The following is a 15,683-nucleotide window of genomic DNA, read 5'->3' on the forward strand; positions in this document are numbered from 1 at the left end:
GTATGCGCAAGATGCGCAGGGCGTTGGGCGCGCCCGGCAGGCATGTCGCGTGATCCACGGACGCCCTTCGATGCGCGCAGCAGTGGGTACATGCAGCGCTTCAGCGCGCTCGCATGTACCGCGGCGGCTATCTAATTCGGTCGGTGGCCGAGGTGGCGAAACCGGTGGAACGGCTGCCCGGCGTGCCGGCGCCGACGGCCGCGAACCACGCGCGCGCATTGGCGACGTCGCGCGCGATGGCGGCGGTCAGCGTTTCGAGGTCGACGTACTTTTCCTCGTCACGCAGCTTTTTCAGGAATTCGACGCGCACGAGTTTGCCATACGCATCGCCGTGCCAGTCGAGCAGGTGTACTTCGAGCAGCACGCGGCCGGAATCGTCGACGGTGGGGCGCAGGCCGAGGCTGGCGACGCCCGGCAACGGCTCGTCCGCCACGCCATGCACGCGCACCACGAAAATGCCGGCCAGTGCCGGGCGCTTGTGCGCGATCGGCAGATTGAGCGTGGGGAAACCGAGGTCGCGGCCGAGCTTCATGCCATGCACGACGTGGCCGCTGATCAGGTAATCGCGGCCCAGCGCGGCACGCGCCGAATCGAGATCGCCCGCTACCAGCGCCGTGCGCACGCCCGAGCTGGAAATGCGCGCGCCGGACGGATCGGCCACCGTTGCCATCTGCTCGACTTCGAAACCGTGCTGTTGACCCGCGGCCTTTAGCGAGGCGAAATCGCCCGCGCGCTTGGCGCCATAGCGGAAGTCGTCGCCGATCATCACCCAGCGAGCATGCAGCCCGTTGACGATGATCCGTTCGACAAACGTATCCGGCGACTGGCTCGCGAAGGTGTGATTGAAATGCTCGACCACGACCCGGTCGACGCCGTTGGTGCGCAGCGCTTCAAGCTTGTCGCGCAGCATGGCGATTCGCGGCGGCGCGCCAGCGGGGTTGAAGAACTCGCGCGGGTGCGGCTCGAAGGTCATCACGCAGACGGGCAGGCCGCGTGCATCGGCGGCGGCCCGGACGTGGGCGAGCAAAGCCTGATGGCCGCGGTGGACACCGTCGAAGTTGCCGATGGTCAGTGCGCAGGGCGCACGGCTTTCGGCATTGGGAAGACCGCGGAAGACTCTCACGATAGCGGGTTTGAGGTAGGGCGGCCGAGATGCCGCAAAACAAACGATTATAAACGCTCAGCGCACGAGACGGCGGCGCGTCGCCGTTTCAGTGTCCCCCGAATGATAAAATCCGCGGATGAAAAAACTCGTCATCCTGATTTCCGGACGGGGAAGCAACATGGAAGCTATCATTCGCGCCTGCGCGGACGAAGGCTGGGCGGCGCAAGTCGCCGCTGTGATTGCCAACCGTCCTGACGCCGCGGGCCTTGCGTTCGCTGCGTCGCACGGCATTGCCACGGCGGTGGTCGACCACCGCCAGTTTCCCGATCGCGACAGCTTCGACGCCGCGCTGGCGCAAGAAATCGACAGCTTCGCACCTGATCTCGTCGTGCTCGCCGGCTTCATGCGGGTGCTCACGGCCAGTTTCGTCGACCATTACGCCGGGCGCATGCTGAACGTGCATCCGTCGCTGCTGCCAAGCTTTCCGGGCCTGAAAACCCATCAACAGGCACTTGACGCCGGCGTGCGGCTGCATGGCGCGTCGGTGCATTTTGTCACGTCGCAGCTGGATCACGGGCCGATCGTCGCGCAGGCGGCCGTCCCCGTTGAGGCCGGCGACACCCCCGCCACGCTCGCCGAACGCGTGCTGGCAACTGAACACATTATCTATCCACGCGCGGTGCGCTGGTTCGTCGAAGGGCGTCTTGCTCTCGATGGCTTGCGTGTCACGCTTACGCCGCCGGAGCCGCAATGGCTCTTTGCCGGTCACACCGCCGGAGAGGGCGCATGAGATTACATGGTTTTTTGATTGGACAAACCGAGACTTTGCTGGCTGAAGTCCTGAAGCTGAACGGTCCGGCCGACGCCACGACGAGCCGCTTTTTCCGCGCGCATCCGAAGCTCGGGCACGGCGAGCGCGGCGTGATCGCCGAGGCGGTCTTCGCCGTGCTGCGCCGCCGGATGGAATTCGCCCATCTGGCCGAAGGCGGCGCGGGCAGCCCGGCGCGCCGCATGGCCTTGCTGGGACTGATGCAAACGGCCGGCCGCACGGCCCTCAAGCCGTTCTTGTCGGACACCGAATCGCACTGGCTCGAACACGTCGCGAAGATCGACCCTGAAAGCCTGCCGCTGCGGATTCGCCTGAATCTGCCCGACTGGATCTATCAGGCGCTCGCGAAGCGCTTCGAACCTGCGGAACTTGCGCAACTGGCCGCCGCGCTGAATTATCCGGCGCCGCTGGACCTGCGCGCGAACCCGATCAAGGCAAGCCGCGACGACGTGCTGAACGCGCTGTCGAAGGCCGGCATCGAAGGTGGTGCGACGCCTTTCGCACCGTTCGGCGTGCGGGTGGTCGGTAAGCCGCCGTTGACCAAGCTCGACGCGTTCCAGCACGGCTGGGTCGAAGTTCAGGACGAGGGCAGCCAGTTACTGTGTTCGCTGGTCGCCCCCAAGCGCGGCGAAATGATCGTGGACTTCTGCGCGGGCGCCGGCGGCAAGACGCTCGCACTGGGCGCGGCGATGCGTTCCACCGGGCGTCTGTACGCCTTCGACGTCTCCGAGCGGCGTTTGGCCAAGCTCAAGCCGCGCCTCGCGCGCAGCGGGCTGTCGAACGTGAATCCGGTGCTGATCGACAGTGAACACGACGCCAAGATCAAGCGTCTGGCCGGCAAGATCGACCGCGTGCTGGTCGACGCGCCGTGCAGCGGCCTCGGTACGCTGCGTCGTAACCCGGACCTGAAGTGGCGCCAGTCGCCGGAATCGGTCGCCGAACTGGCGCCGAAGCAGGCGTCGATTCTGGCCAGTGCCTCGCGTCTGGTGAAGAAGGGCGGCCGTCTCGTCTACGCAACCTGCTCGATTCTGGAAGCGGAAAACGAAGCCGTCGTGCAGCAGTTCCTCGCCGACCATCCGGACTTCGCATTGGTGCCGGCGCGCGACGTGCTCGCCGAGCAGCGCATCGACCTGGAAATGGGCGATTACCTGTCGCTGTGGCCGCACCGCCACGCTACCGACGGCTTCTTCGCAGCCGTGCTGGAACGCCAGAGCTAAACGCAACCGGCTGTCTGCCGGCGCAAACGGGTTTCTTTTCTGAACTGAACCCCGCTGCTCCGGCGATTTCGGCGACATCATGCAAAACCGCATTTTCCCTCATATGTTCGGCGACCTCGCGCGCGACTTCGGCCAGCCGGTGATGCTGTGGCAGGTCGGCGTCCTGCTCGTGACGCTCGGCATTGCCTGGCTGCTCGCGCGCCTGTTGCGCCGCACCCTCGATCTGCGGCGCCAGACGCGTTACCAGACCTTGCGTTTCGGCGCGGAAAGCCTGAACCGCGCGTTCTTTCCGCTGATTGGTGCGGCGTTCGTGTGGCTTGCGCAGGCGATCACCGGCCCGTTCATGCACACCGCGCTGCTCGATCTGGCGCTGGTGCCGCTGTTCGGTATCGGTCTGATTTACATCGTGTTTTTCTTCGCGCGGCGGGTTTTCAGTCAGGACGGCTCGAACCATCCGTGGCTGTTCCTCGTCGAGAAAATCGTTTCGCTGGTCGTCTGGATCGGCATGGTGCTCACCGTGATGGGCATCCAGGACGACGTGATCACCTGGATGGGCAGTGTGCGCTTCCGGGTCGCGAATGCGCACATGACGCTGCTTTCGCTTACCACGGGGCTTCTGTGGGTGTGCGTGACGATGATCGTTGCGATGTGGCTCGGCGCCACGTTCGAAGACCGTCTGATGCGCTCCAAGACGCTCGACGCCAACCTCAAGGTGGTGGTGGCGCGAGTCGGGCGTGCTGCGTTCGTGCTGGCGGCGGTGTTGATCAGCCTGTCGCTGGTTGGAATCGACATCACGGTGCTGGGCGTGTTCGGCGGCGCGCTGGGTGTCGGGCTCGGGTTCGGCTTGCAGAAGATCGCCAGCAACTACGTCTCGGGCTTCATCATCCTGATCGACCGCTCGCTGCGCATCGGCGACACCATCAATGTCAGCGGCTTGCAGGGCATGGTCACGCAGATCCGCACGCGTTATACGGTGGTGCGCGGCCTCGACGGCATCGAAACGCTGATTCCGAACGAAAAGCTGATTACGGACGTGGTGCAGAACCAGTCGTCCTATTTGACGCGCGGCTACGCCAAGGCGGCCGTGCAGGTCGCCTACTCCACCGACGTCGAGCAGGCGATGGCGTTGCTCGCCGAGGCCGCACAGGGCGTCGCGCGGGTGCTGCAGGAACCGGCGCCTACGCCTTATCTGGTTGGTTTCGGCCCCGACGGCATCAACCTCGAACTGGGTTTCTGGATCGAAGACGCGGCAACAGGCACGTCAGGCGTGCGCTCGGCCGTCAATCGCAACATCTGGCGTCTGTTCTCCGAACACGACATCGCAATTCCTTTCTCGCAACGCGAAGTGCGAATCGTCGGCAACGTCAGCGACGCCATGCCGCAAGCGGTAACAATGACTGCTCCCGTGGCCAATCAGGCCGACAGCGCCCACTGACGGGCACTTCGAACCCGCCGGCGGGTCCAAAAAAGACCGCCGGCGCGTTCCATCTGGTTGATACCGCACAAAAAATCCCTATTTGTTACAAACACTTGGAACGCTTCAAGTAGAATATCGTCCAATCCCGCTGTATGCTTTCACTTTCTTGACACGCGCATTTCGCGTGTGTCTGGCGTCTCTTGTTCCACAGGTAAATTGCCTTGTTGAATTCCTTGCTCGATTTCCTTGCTCACGGTTTGCTGCACTTCTCGTGGTGGCAACTTGTGCTGTACACGCTGGTCGCGACGCACATCACGATCATTGGCGTAACGGTCTATCTGCATCGCTGCCAGGCGCACCGTGCGCTGGAGCTGCATCCGATCGTCAGTCATTTTTTCCGTTTCTGGTTGTGGATGACCACCGGTATGCTGACCGGCCAATGGGCCGCGATTCACCGTAAGCACCACGCCAAGTGCGAGACCGAAGAAGATCCGCACAGCCCGCAAACGCGCGGCATCTGGAAGGTGCTGCTCGAAGGCGCGGAACTGTACCGTTCCGAAGCCAAGAATGAAGAAACGATGCGCAAGTTCAGTCACGGCACGCCGAATGACTGGATGGAACGCAACGTCTACACCAAGTACCCGATCCTCGGCGTGAGCCTAATGATGGTGCTGAACGTCGCGCTGTTCGGCGTCGTCGGCCTGACGATCTGGGCCGTGCAGATGGTGTGGATCCCGTTCTGGGCAGCAGGCGTGGTGAACGGCCTCGCGCACTGGTGGGGCTACCGCAACTTCAACTCGTCGGATGCCAGCACCAACATCTTCCCGTGGGGCATCATCATTGGCGGTGAAGAGCTGCATAACAACCACCACACGTATGCGACGTCGGCCAAGCTGTCGAACAAGTGGTACGAGTTCGACATCGGCTGGATGTACATCCGCATCATGTCGGCGTTCCGTCTGGCCAAGGTGAAGAAGATCGCGCCTACGCCGCGTCTGACCACTGGCAAGCTGGTGCTCGATCAGGACACGTTGCAAGCCGTGCTGGCAAACCGCTACGAAGTGATGGCGCGTTACGGCAAGGCGCTCAAGCGCGCATATCGCCAGGAACTGGCGCATCTGAAGGAAGTGGGCGCGCGCGAGAAGTATCAGGTGATGCGCGGTGCGCGTAGCTGGTTCCACAAGGAAGAAGCGGGTCTCGATGAACCGCAGAAGCGCCAGTTGCCGCAGATCTTCGCGAACAGCCAGAAGCTCAAGACCTACATCGACATGCGCAATGAACTGGCGGCGATGTGGGAGCGCTCGAATGCGTCGCGTGATCAACTGCTGATTCAGTTGCAAGACTGGTGTCATCGGGCGGAACAGAGCGGTATCAAAGCACTGCAAGACTTTGCGATGCGCCTGCGCCGTTATGCCTGATCGTATGCCTGAGCGCGAAATCTATTAAAATTTCGTTACGTCACAAAACCCCGCGTTGGCGGGGTTTTGCTTTTTGGGCCGCGGCAATTTCAACGACACGCGATTGACAGTCCGCGGCGGCAGAGCGAAGGCAGAGGAGATCATGGATCAGCAGACGATCAGGACCGTCGAATACGACCGGCCACAGGCGCAGGGCACGACCTGCGGGATCGGGCAGGCCTGGGCGAAGGTGCCCGACGTGCCGTCGGCGGAACAGAAGGTGGAGTTGAAGGAACGCATCCGCGCATTGCTTAAGCGCGAGAAAGCCGTGCTCGTTGCGCACTACTACGTCGACGCGGAACTGCAGGAACTCGCCGACGAAACCGGCGGTTGCGTGGCCGACTCACTGGAAATGGCGCGCTTCGGCCGCGATCACGAGGCGCAAACGCTGGTGGTGGCGGGCGTGCGCTTCATGGGTGAGACCGCGAAAATCCTGAGTCCGGACAAGCGCATTCTGATGCCGGATCTCGACGCGACCTGTTCGCTCGACCTCGGCTGTCCGGTCGATGAATTCTCGGCGTTCTGCGACGCGCACCCGGATCGCACGGTGGTCGTGTACGCGAACACCAGTGCGGCCGTCAAGGCTCGGGCGGACTGGATGGTGACGTCGTCGATCGGGCTGGAAATCGTTGCCGATCTGCACGCACGCGGCGAAAAGATCATCTGGGCGCCAGATCGGCATCTCGGTAGCTATATCCAGAGCAAGACGGGCGCGGACATGCTGCTGTGGCAGGGCTCGTGTCTCGTGCACGACGAATTCAAGGGCATTGAACTCGATCTGCTGCGCGCCGAGTATCCGGACGCGAAAGTTTTGGTGCATCCGGAGTCGCCGGCTAACGTGGTCGCGCAAGCGGACGTGGTCGGCTCGACCACGCAGTTGATCGACGCCGCGCAAAAACTTGACGCGACGCATTTCATCGTGGCGACCGATCTCGGCATTCTGCACAAGATGCAGCTCGCCGCGCCGGGCAAGACGTTGATCGCAGCGCCGACGGCCGGCAACAGCGCGACCTGCAAGAGTTGCGCGCATTGCCCGTGGATGGCGATGAACGGCCTCGCCAATCTGGCCGAGGTGCTCGAACGCGGCCACAACGAAATCTTCGTCGATCGAGCGATCGGCGAACGGGCGCGTCTGCCGATCGACCGGATGCTCGACTTCGCGGCGCGTCACAAGAAACGCGTGCAAGCCAGCGGCGATCTCGCACGCGACGCGCAACTGTATTCGAACGTGGGAGCGGCGTAATGGGGGCGGTTGAAGGGGCAGTTGAGCGCAATCAGGTCGAGGCGGTGTCGCCGCTGTTCGCGGAGATTCATGCGCAGTATGGCGCTGCATTCGATGCTGCGCTGGCGCGCAACGTCGCCGACGCGCTGGCCGAAGATGTTGGCGCAGGCGATCAGACCGGCCGCCTTGTCCCTGCAGACGACGTGCGTGATGCGCGCATCATCGTGCGCGAAGATGCCGTGCTGTGCGGCGTGCTCTGGTTCAACGCGGTGATGCGCCAGGTCGATCCGCGTATCGATGTGCAGTGGCGTTATCGCGAGGGCGATCGGATGACGGCGGATATGCCGATCTGCGAGCTGCGTGGCCCTGTCCGTGCGCTGTTGACTGCTGAACGCAATGCGTTGAATTTCCTGCAACTGCTGTCGGGCGTGGCGAGCGCAACGCGCCGCTATGTCGACGCAATTGCCCACACCCAAACGCGCATTCTCGATACACGTAAGACCTTGCCGGGCTTGCGGCTCGCACAGAAATACGCGGTGCGCGTGGGCGGCGGGGCGAATCAGCGGCTCGCTTTGTACGACGGCATTCTTATCAAGGAAAACCACATCGCCGCGGCGGGCGGCGTCGATGCCGCAATGGATGCGGCGCTCGCGCTGAATGCGGGCGTGCCGATCCAGATCGAAGTCGAAACGCTGGCGCAGTTGGAAACCGCGTTGGCGCATCGCGCCCAATCCATTCTGCTGGACAACTTTTCGTTCGACGCGATGCGTGAAGCAGTGCGTATCACGGCAGGGCGGGCGGTGCTGGAGGTGTCTGGCGGTGTGAACTTCGAGACGGTGCGTACCATCGCGGAAACGGGTGTCGACCGCGTGTCGATCGGTGCGCTGACCAAAGATGTGCGTGCAACGGATTACTCGATGCGAATCGTCTGAGCCGCGCACGCTTAAGCGTTCGCAATCAATGAAAAAGCCATCGCTGGGAAACCGGCGATGGCTTTTTCACTTCAGCTTCAGAAATCACACGTTGCGGTTACGCACATGCTCCGGCGACAGCACCGTCGGCAGCGCTTTAGGCAACGTGGCCGGCCAATCACGGCTGAAATGCAAGCCACGGCTTTCACGCCGTGAGCGAGCACCTTCGACAATCAACGACGCTACGTCGACCAGATTGCGCAATTCAAGCAAATCGCGGCTCACCTTGAAGTTCGCGTAATACTCGTGAATCTCGTCACGAAGCAAGGCAAGCCGATGCTTGGCCCGGGCGAGCCGCTTGTCCGTCCGCACGATGCCGACGTAGTTCCACATCAAACGGCGCAGTTCATCCCAGTTGTGCGCGACCACCACTTCTTCGTCCGGATCGGACACACGGCTTTCGTCCCAGTCAGGCAGCGGCGCGTGGACGGCGGCGCTGAAGCCTTCTTCCTCGATGGCTTGCGCGGCGGAGCGTCCGATCACGAGACACTCGAGCAAGGAATTGCTGGCAAGCCGGTTCGCACCGTGCAGGCCTGTGCATGACGTTTCACCGACCGCATAGAGGCCCGCGAGATCAGTCCTGCCGGCCAGGTCAGTCACGACACCGCCGCACGTGTAGTGCGCGGCGGGCACAACCGGAATCGGCTCTTTGGTGATGTCGATGCCGAATTCCAGGCAGCGGGCCAGAATCGTCGGGAAGTGCTCGCGCAGGAATTCGGGCGGCTGATGGCTGATGTCGAGATAGACGCAATCGATGCCGCGTTTCTTGATCTCGAAGTCGATCGCACGCGCGACGATGTCGCGCGGCGCGAGTTCGGCGCGTTCGTCGTGGTTCGGCATGAAGCGCGTGCCATCCGGCAGCTTCAAAATGCCGCCCTCGCCGCGCACGGCCTCTGAGATCAGGAACGACTTCGCATAAGGATGGAACAGGCAGGTGGGATGGAACTGGATGAATTCCATGTTCGACACGCGGCAGCCGGCGCGCCAGGCCATTGCGATGCCGTCGCCGGTCGCGGTGTCGGGGTTGGTGGTGTACAGATAGACCTTGCCGGCGCCGCCGGTGGCGAGCACGGTATGCGGCGCTTCGATTGTGACGGTGCGGCCGCTTTGCAGATCGAGTGCATACAAACCGTGGCAGCGACGCCCCGGCAGACCCAGACGGTCGGACGTGATCAGGTCGATCGCGTAGTGGTCCTCGAGCAGGGTGATGTTCGGATGGCGGCGTACACGTTCGCTGAGCGTGGTGACCACTGCATGGCCCGTTGCATCCGCAGCATGAATGATCCGGCGATGGCTGTGGCCGCCTTCGCGTGTCAGATGAAAGCCGAGTTCGGCGGCGTCGTCTTTGGTGAACGGCACGCCTTGCTCGATTAGCCATTCGATCGCAGCGCGCCCATGCTCGACGATAAAACGCGTCGCCGTCTCGTCGCACAGGCCGCCACCGGCGATCAGCGTGTCGCGCACGTGGTTTTCGACGCTGTCTGCCGAATCCAGAACGGCGGCGATCCCGCCTTGCGCCCAATCGCTCGCGCCTTCGGTCATCGATCGCTTGGCGACCACCGCAACCCGCCGGGTCTCCGCGAGGTTGAGCGCGACGCTCAAGCCCGCCAGACCGCTACCGACAATCGCTACATCGAATTCCATCGCCTGCATCTCCGTCTTTCGTTTTGCCGTGACGCCATGCTGTGTGCATGCCGCTAAAACGAGAAAGGATACGCGTCGCGACGAATGAGGGAAAGCTAGCCGAACGGGATAAGACTGTCCTGGCAGCGAAAGGACAGCTAAAGGGCAGCTAATCAGCGCGATATTGGGACGTTGAAAACAAAAAAGCCCCGCACGAATGCGAGGCTTTTTTGCAAATCTTTTTGCCTTCGTCAGGCAGGAGCCAAGATTTATTTAATCTTGGTTTCCTTGTAGTCAACGTGCTTACGGACGACCGGATCAAATTTCTTGATCAGCATCTTTTCCGGCATGTTGCGTTTGTTCTTCGTCGTCGTATAGAAGTGACCCGTGCCTGCGGTCGATTCCAACTTGATCTTGTCGCGTGCGCCTTTCGCCATGATTTACTCCTTAGGCTTCACCGCGTGCGCGCAGATCTGCGAGCACAGCGTCGATACCGTTCTTGTCGATCAGGCGCAGGCCGGCGTTCGAAACGCGCAGACGCACCCAACGGTTTTCGCTTTCCACCCAAATACGGCGGTTTTGCAGGTTCGGCAGGAACCGGCGCTTGGTTTTGTTGTTCGCGTGGGAAACGTTGTTGCCGCTCATCGGCGCTTTCCCAGTTACTTGGCATACGCGTGCCATGAGAGCACTCCTAATACGCTAATTCTGAGTTCGAACGCCGTGAAAGTTTCCCGAAAAGAGCCGCGCTGAGAGTTTATTGAAACTCGAGGCACGTTTCCTTTCCGGAACGCCTTGGTGGCTTCGGAACAGGGGGTTGGAAATAGGCAAACCGGAATTCTAGCAGAAAAAAAGCCGCAAAATCAAACCTTATTTGCGATGCCGAACTCGGCACGACGTTGCCGCGACCCTGGTTCGCACCGTGTCACGGCCAGCCGGCGCGGGCAAAGGAGTATGTGCGATCCGCGCCGATCACCAGATGATCGATCAATTGGACGTCGATCAGCGCAAGGGCTTCGCGCAGTGTATGCGTCAGCCGGCAGTCGCTCGCGCTCGGCTGGACGGCGCCGGAAGGGTGATTATGCGCGACGATCAGGCTGGCCGCATTCAGGCTCAACGCCCGCCGCACGATTTCGCGCGGATAGACGGCCATGCGCGTGAGCGTGCCCCGGGCGCTCTCCTCGCAGCGGATCAGCCGGTGGCGGGCGTCGAGAAAGTGCGACACGAAGACTTCGTGGGGACTTCCGCCGATGCGCAGGCGCAGATAGTCTTGCACGGCTTCGGGCGAGTTCATCAGCGAGCGGTCACGCATTTTATCGACCAGCGAACGCCGCGCCATTTCCATGATGGCAATCAACTGGGCCTTTTTCGCCGGCCCGATGCCGCGCAAGCCGTCGAAGTCCGAGTAAGTTGCGTCGAGCATGGCGCGTAGCGAGCCGAAGCGGTCGAGCAGTGTGCGCGCCACGTCGAACACGTCGTGGCCGGGCAATCCTGCGCCAAGCACCAGTACGATCATTTCGGTGTCGGACAGGACGCCCGGCCCTTCCTCGATCAGCCGCTCGCGCGGCATGTCGTTTTTGTGCCATTTGCCGCGTACAAGCGAGCGGGCAGGGTGGGCGCCGCCGTTCGCGGTGGCGTCCGCGGAGCTGACGCCGGCTGCGGCCGCGGTATGACCCGTTGTGGCGCCAGCGCGTGGCGACGCCGGGGCGGGTGCAGCGGGTGCGGCGATGGCGGGCGCGACGACGGGCGCGATGGGCTCCGGCAAGGCCGTTTCAAGTGCGGCTTCGTCTATCGTGCAGGCATAGTCGGCCATATAGATATGCATCCTCCAGTTGGGGTTTGTGGCGGCGCGCGGTGCGCGGCCGAGCCGCGATGCGCGCGACGGAGCCAAGCCGCCGCCCGCTATGTGGCTTACAATAGACGCTTTGCGCACGGCACCCCGAGGGTTTGCCACGCGCGTCAACTGCGGCGCCAACTGCGCCCGCGGCGCACGCGTGCAGCGCGCTTCGACTGAGCGAGCATTGCATGAGCATCATCGACATTTCCGAAGTGAAGCCCGGTTCACACGTCACGCTTCATTACCGGCTTTCCCTTGCCGATGGCGCCGAAGTCATCAATACGTTTACCGACAAGCCGGCCACGCTGTTGCTCGGCGCGGGTCAACTGGCGCCGCCGCTGGAAGATATTTTGCTGGGTTTGAAGGTGGGCCACCATTCGACCTTTCAGCTAACGCCGGGTCAGGCGTTCGGTCCGCGCAATCCGGAGCTGATCCAGCGGGTTTCGCTGGCCACGCTGCGCGAAAACAGCATGATCGGCGAGGATTTTTCGCCGGGTGACCTGGTCGAATTCAACGCGCCGGGTGGCGGCCGCTACGCGGGCGTCCTCAAGGAAGTTGGCGAGACGTCGGCGTTGTTCGATTTCAACCATCCGCTTGCCGGCCAGGCGCTGGCGTTTGAAGTGAAAATCATCGGGATTCTGTAAACATGAGCATCACGGATACGACTCTTGCCGAAACCGAGATCCTGCTGGCGCAGCCGCGTGGGTTCTGTGCCGGCGTCGATCGGGCCATTGAAATCGTAGAGCGGGCCATCAAGCTGCACGGCTCGCCGATTTACGTGCGCCACGAAATCGTCCATAACGCCTATGTCGTCGAGGATTTGCGCAAGAAGGGCGCAATCTTCATTGAGCAACTGGAAGAAGTGCCGGCTGGCAATACGGTCATCTTCAGCGCGCATGGCGTGTCGAAAGCGGTGCGTTCGGAGGCCGAGTCGCGTGGCCTGCGGGTGTACGACGCCACCTGTCCGCTCGTGACAAAGGTGCATATCGAAGTCGCGAAGATGCGCCAGGACGGCTTCGACATCGTGATGATCGGCCACAAGGGCCACCCTGAAGTCGAGGGCACGATGGGGCAGGCGGGCGAAGGCATGCATCTGGTGGAAGACATCAAAGACGTGCTGGCCTTGCAGTTGGCCGATCCCGAGCGGATCGCGTTCGTGACGCAAACCACCCTGTCGGTCGACGACGCAGCCGAGATCATCGGCGCCCTGAAGGCGAAATATCCCGCGATCCGCGAGCCGAAGAAGCAGGACATCTGCTACGCCACGCAAAACCGCCAGGACGCGGTCAAGTTCATGGCGCCGCAATGCGACGTCGTGATCGTGGTTGGCAGCCCGAATAGTTCGAATTCGAACCGGTTGCGCGAGCTGGCCGAAAAGCTTGGCGTGCCTTCTTATATGGTGGACTCGCCGGACCAGATCGATCCGGTGTGGGTTGAAGGCAAGCGCCGGATCGGCGTGACGGCGGGCGCCTCGGCGCCGGAAGCGCTGGCGCAAGCGGTGATCGGCCGGTTGCGTGAGCTCGGCGTGCGCAACGTGCGTGCGCTCGAAGGCATCGAGGAAAACATCGCGTTTCCGTTGCCGCGCGGGCTGGGTCTGCCTGCCTGACAATCAGCCGACGTTTCTGAAAGGAAAGCGCGCCCGAGGGCGCGCTTTTTTTACGCCCGCAAAATCGTGAGCCCGCAGAAAATAAAGTGCCAGATCAGTGTATCGAGCCGTTTTAAGTGTCCTCCCACACAAATTCCTTTGAATTGTGATTTGGCTTTTAATCAATTTTTCGATGATGTGGCCCCGTTTAAATCGTATCAAACGCGTTGCCCCGATTTTTGGCGCACTAAAATAGTGCGCGCGTCCTGATATCAATGGAAACGTAATACTTAACGCGAACCACGGTGCAATCAGGGATCGGGCCAGATCGCTGCAACACTTGATGCCATTGGGCGCAGCGATGGTGCAACTGATGCACGAAAAACAGTCGCAACCCGGTTGCGCCTTTTGCGGAATTCCTCTCTCAAAATAAGGTTGCAATGCAGGAAAACCCCACCGTTTCAACAATATTGCCCGTCGCATAATTGGAGTTACAATGCGCGCGTTCTCAAGGCCTCCGGGTCCCGAACAATAGATTTTGCAAGGCGCAGGAGACCTACTTAATGCGAGTCAAGTTTGCTTACGCCGTGTCCATCGTGACCGCGGTTGCGATGTTGACCGCGTGCGGCAAGAAGCAGGATAGCGAGGCGGGAGCAGGTGCATCGGCTGCCACGGCGGCAGCGGCACCGGCGAGTGAAACGACTGTTGTGAAAATCGGTCATGCGGCCCCACTAACGGGGGGTATTGCGCATCTTGGCAGGGACAATGAAAACGGCGCGCGTCTGGCGGTCGAGGAAATCAATAAGCAAGGCTTGACCATCGACGGTCACAAGATCCAGTTGGAACTCGACGCACAAGATGATGGCGCGGACCCGAAAACGGGTACGGCGGTCGCTGAAAAATTTGTCGACGATCATGTTGTCGCCGTGGTCGGCCACCTGAATTCAGGCGTCTCGATTCCCGCGTCGAAGATCTATAGCGATGCCGGGATCGTGCAGATCTCACCGTCGTCGACAAATCCGGGGTACACGCAGCAAGGTTTCAAGACGACTTATCGGGTGGTCGCGACCGATGCCCAGCAGGGCCCGGCGCTTGCCAACTACGCGACGAAAGTGCTCGGCGCGAAACGCATCGCGATCGTCGACGACTCGACCGTATACGGCAAGGGACTGGCCGACGAGTTCGCGAAGACAGTACAGGCGAGCGGGGCGAAGATCGTCGCGCGTGAAGCTACGAATGACAGGGCTACGGAGTTTCAGGCCGTCCTTAGAAAGATCAAGAGTGTTCAGCCGGACGTGATCATGTTCGGCGGCATGGACGCAACGGGCGGGCCGTTTACCAAACAGGCGGCGGCGCTCGGTATCAGGGCAAAAATCCTTGGCGGCGACGGTGTGTGTACCGACAAGGTGGGTGAGCTGGCGGGAACCGCCGTGCAAAACCTGGTCTGTTCGGAGGCGGGACTCGCGCTTTCGAAAATGGACAAGGGAGCGGACTTCGAAAAGAAGTACGTGGACCGCTTCCACACGCCGGTGCAGATTTACGCACCGTTCACGTATGACGCTGTGTACGTGATTGTCGATGCAATGAAGCGCGCTAATTCGATCGAGGCGCCCAAGGTGCTGGCTGCGATGCCGTCCACCGATTACAACGGGGTAATCGGCCACATCGCGTTCGACGACAAGGGTGATTTGAAAGAGGGCGCCATTACGCTTTACGACTTCAAGGACGGCAAGAAAGCGGTTCTCGACGTCGTGAAGATGTGATGACGGGACGTACAGCCTGACGGCACCGAAACCACCCAACGGTGCCGTTTTTGCATCCGCCATCGGTTCGTCCCCGACTGCATCCCAGTCGTAAGACGAACCGGATAGCGGATAACCCTTACCGGTCTTTTACATCAGTACCCGCAGTGCCGTTGAGATTGGCGTACCGCATCACCGCCCACCGGCTGATGAAGAACGCGAATCCAGTCGCACGGGCTAAGGAGCATTAAATGGATATCTTCATCCAGCAGGTCCTCAACGGGCTGGTGCTTGGCAGCGTTTACGCCATCATCGCACTGGGCTATACGATGGTTTACGGCATCCTGGGCATCATCAACTTCGCGCACGGCGATGTGTTGATGGTGGGCGCGATGGTTGCGCTCTCAGCCGTAGGTGTGCTTCAGAACCATTTCCCCGGCCTCGGCAATGTGCCGACGCTCATCATCGCGTTGATCATCGCGGCAGTGGTTTGCTCGCTGGTCGGCTACACGATCGAGCGCGTGGCCTACCGGCCGTTGCGTAAAGCACCGCGTCTCGCCCCGCTGATCACCGCGATCGGCGTGTCGATCCTGCTGCAAACCCTCGCGATGATGATCTGGTCGCGCAACCCGCTGCCGTTCCCGCAGCTGTTGCCTACTGACCCGATCAACGTGATCAAGG

Annotated in this window: 15 protein-coding genes; 10 read left to right on the plus strand and 5 right to left on the minus strand. The window is 61.7% G+C overall.

What is annotated here, in order from left to right; genetic code table 11:
* Window positions 1–127 precede the first annotated feature (127 nt).
* Window positions 128–1,123, minus strand: a complete 996-nt coding sequence (locus FSO04_RS33630; RefSeq protein ID WP_168435941.1) for a bifunctional riboflavin kinase/FAD synthetase — start codon at window positions 1,121–1,123, stop codon at window positions 128–130.
* Between the two features lie 118 nt (window positions 1,124–1,241).
* Here FSO04_RS33630 and purN point away from each other — a divergent pair, with 118 nt between their 5' ends.
* The 6 genes from purN (at window position 1,242) to nadC (ending at window position 8,179) form a co-directional block, all read left to right on the plus strand.
* Window positions 1,242–1,895 (plus strand): phosphoribosylglycinamide formyltransferase, encoded by a 654-nt coding sequence (gene purN, locus FSO04_RS33635; RefSeq protein ID WP_154565872.1) that lies wholly within the window; start codon window positions 1,242–1,244, stop codon window positions 1,893–1,895.
* Window positions 1,892–3,151 (plus strand): RsmB/NOP family class I SAM-dependent RNA methyltransferase, encoded by a 1,260-nt coding sequence (locus tag FSO04_RS33640; protein WP_154565873.1) that lies wholly within the window; start codon window positions 1,892–1,894, stop codon window positions 3,149–3,151. The genes purN and FSO04_RS33640 overlap by 4 nt, the downstream gene beginning before the upstream one ends.
* A gap of 79 nt (window positions 3,152–3,230) precedes the next feature.
* A complete protein-coding gene (locus FSO04_RS33645; RefSeq protein ID WP_154565874.1) occupies window positions 3,231–4,586 on the plus strand; it encodes a mechanosensitive ion channel family protein in 1,356 nt (451 codons plus the stop codon).
* 203 nt (window positions 4,587–4,789) lie between these two features.
* Window positions 4,790–5,986 (plus strand): DesA family fatty acid desaturase, encoded by a 1,197-nt coding sequence (locus tag FSO04_RS33650; RefSeq protein WP_154565875.1) that lies wholly within the window; start codon window positions 4,790–4,792, stop codon window positions 5,984–5,986.
* A gap of 142 nt (window positions 5,987–6,128) precedes the next feature.
* The gene (nadA, locus tag FSO04_RS33655; protein WP_154565876.1) at window positions 6,129–7,268 is read left to right on the plus strand and encodes a quinolinate synthase NadA; all 1,140 of its coding nucleotides are present in this window, start codon (window positions 6,129–6,131) and stop codon (window positions 7,266–7,268) included.
* Window positions 7,268–8,179 (plus strand): carboxylating nicotinate-nucleotide diphosphorylase, encoded by a 912-nt coding sequence (gene nadC / locus FSO04_RS33660; RefSeq protein ID WP_154565877.1) that lies wholly within the window; start codon window positions 7,268–7,270, stop codon window positions 8,177–8,179. The genes nadA and nadC overlap by 1 nt, the downstream gene beginning before the upstream one ends.
* A gap of 84 nt (window positions 8,180–8,263) precedes the next feature.
* On the opposite strand, the gene nadB is transcribed toward nadC, so the two are convergent.
* From nadB to radC, 4 genes are all read right to left on the minus strand, one after another.
* Complete coding sequence (gene nadB, locus FSO04_RS33665; protein WP_154565878.1) at window positions 8,264–9,862, minus strand: L-aspartate oxidase; 1,599 nt, start codon at window positions 9,860–9,862, stop codon at window positions 8,264–8,266.
* A gap of 248 nt (window positions 9,863–10,110) precedes the next feature.
* A complete protein-coding gene (gene rpmG, locus FSO04_RS33670; protein WP_006050116.1) occupies window positions 10,111–10,278 on the minus strand; it encodes a 50S ribosomal protein L33 in 168 nt (55 codons plus the stop codon).
* A 10-nt stretch (window positions 10,279–10,288) separates the two neighbouring features.
* Window positions 10,289–10,522, minus strand: a complete 234-nt coding sequence (gene rpmB, locus FSO04_RS33675; protein WP_007180631.1) for a 50S ribosomal protein L28 — start codon at window positions 10,520–10,522, stop codon at window positions 10,289–10,291.
* A 241-nt stretch (window positions 10,523–10,763) separates the two neighbouring features.
* Window positions 10,764–11,651, minus strand: a complete 888-nt coding sequence (gene radC / locus FSO04_RS33680; RefSeq protein WP_233465062.1) for a RadC family protein — start codon at window positions 11,649–11,651, stop codon at window positions 10,764–10,766.
* A gap of 212 nt (window positions 11,652–11,863) precedes the next feature.
* Here radC and FSO04_RS33685 point away from each other — a divergent pair, with 212 nt between their 5' ends.
* From FSO04_RS33685 to FSO04_RS33700, 4 genes are all read left to right on the plus strand, one after another.
* A complete protein-coding gene (locus FSO04_RS33685; RefSeq protein ID WP_042321518.1) occupies window positions 11,864–12,319 on the plus strand; it encodes an FKBP-type peptidyl-prolyl cis-trans isomerase in 456 nt (151 codons plus the stop codon).
* A gap of 2 nt (window positions 12,320–12,321) precedes the next feature.
* Entirely contained in the window at window positions 12,322–13,281 is a 960-nt protein-coding gene (ispH, locus tag FSO04_RS33690) for a 4-hydroxy-3-methylbut-2-enyl diphosphate reductase (protein WP_154565879.1), read from the plus strand.
* A gap of 542 nt (window positions 13,282–13,823) precedes the next feature.
* Complete coding sequence (locus FSO04_RS33695) at window positions 13,824–15,023, plus strand: branched-chain amino acid ABC transporter substrate-binding protein (protein ID WP_154565880.1); 1,200 nt, start codon at window positions 13,824–13,826, stop codon at window positions 15,021–15,023.
* A 230-nt stretch (window positions 15,024–15,253) separates the two neighbouring features.
* A partial coding sequence (locus tag FSO04_RS33700) for a branched-chain amino acid ABC transporter permease (protein ID WP_166618304.1) occupies window positions 15,254–15,683 on the plus strand: 430 nt, incomplete at its 3' end.

The sequence above is a fragment of the Paraburkholderia madseniana genome (genome assembly GCF_009690905.1).
Lineage (GTDB): Bacteria > Pseudomonadota > Gammaproteobacteria > Burkholderiales > Burkholderiaceae > Paraburkholderia > Paraburkholderia madseniana.

Excerpts from the sequence above, each read along its gene's own strand:
- purN (WP_154565872.1), top strand. The coding sequence starts at position 1,242 with ATGAAAAAACTCGTCATCCTGATTTCCGGACGGGGAAGCAACATGGAA.
- FSO04_RS33640 (WP_154565873.1), top strand. The coding sequence starts at position 1,892 with ATGAGATTACATGGTTTTTTGATTGGACAAACCGAGACTTTGCTGGCT.
- FSO04_RS33645 (WP_154565874.1), top strand. The coding sequence starts at position 3,231 with ATGCAAAACCGCATTTTCCCTCATATGTTCGGCGACCTCGCGCGCGAC.
- nadA (WP_154565876.1), top strand. The coding sequence starts at position 6,129 with ATGGATCAGCAGACGATCAGGACCGTCGAATACGACCGGCCACAGGCG.
- nadC (WP_154565877.1), top strand. The coding sequence starts at position 7,268 with ATGGGGGCGGTTGAAGGGGCAGTTGAGCGCAATCAGGTCGAGGCGGTG.
- nadB (WP_154565878.1), bottom strand. The coding sequence starts at position 9,862 with ATGGAATTCGATGTAGCGATTGTCGGTAGCGGTCTGGCGGGCTTGAGC.
- rpmG (WP_006050116.1), bottom strand. The coding sequence starts at position 10,278 with ATGGCGAAAGGCGCACGCGACAAGATCAAGTTGGAATCGACCGCAGGC.
- rpmB (WP_007180631.1), bottom strand. The coding sequence starts at position 10,522 with ATGGCACGCGTATGCCAAGTAACTGGGAAAGCGCCGATGAGCGGCAAC.
- radC (WP_233465062.1), bottom strand. The coding sequence starts at position 11,651 with ATGGCCGACTATGCCTGCACGATAGACGAAGCCGCACTTGAAACGGCC.
- FSO04_RS33685 (WP_042321518.1), top strand. The coding sequence starts at position 11,864 with ATGAGCATCATCGACATTTCCGAAGTGAAGCCCGGTTCACACGTCACG.
- ispH (WP_154565879.1), top strand. The coding sequence starts at position 12,322 with ATGAGCATCACGGATACGACTCTTGCCGAAACCGAGATCCTGCTGGCG.
- FSO04_RS33695 (WP_154565880.1), top strand. The coding sequence starts at position 13,824 with ATGCGAGTCAAGTTTGCTTACGCCGTGTCCATCGTGACCGCGGTTGCG.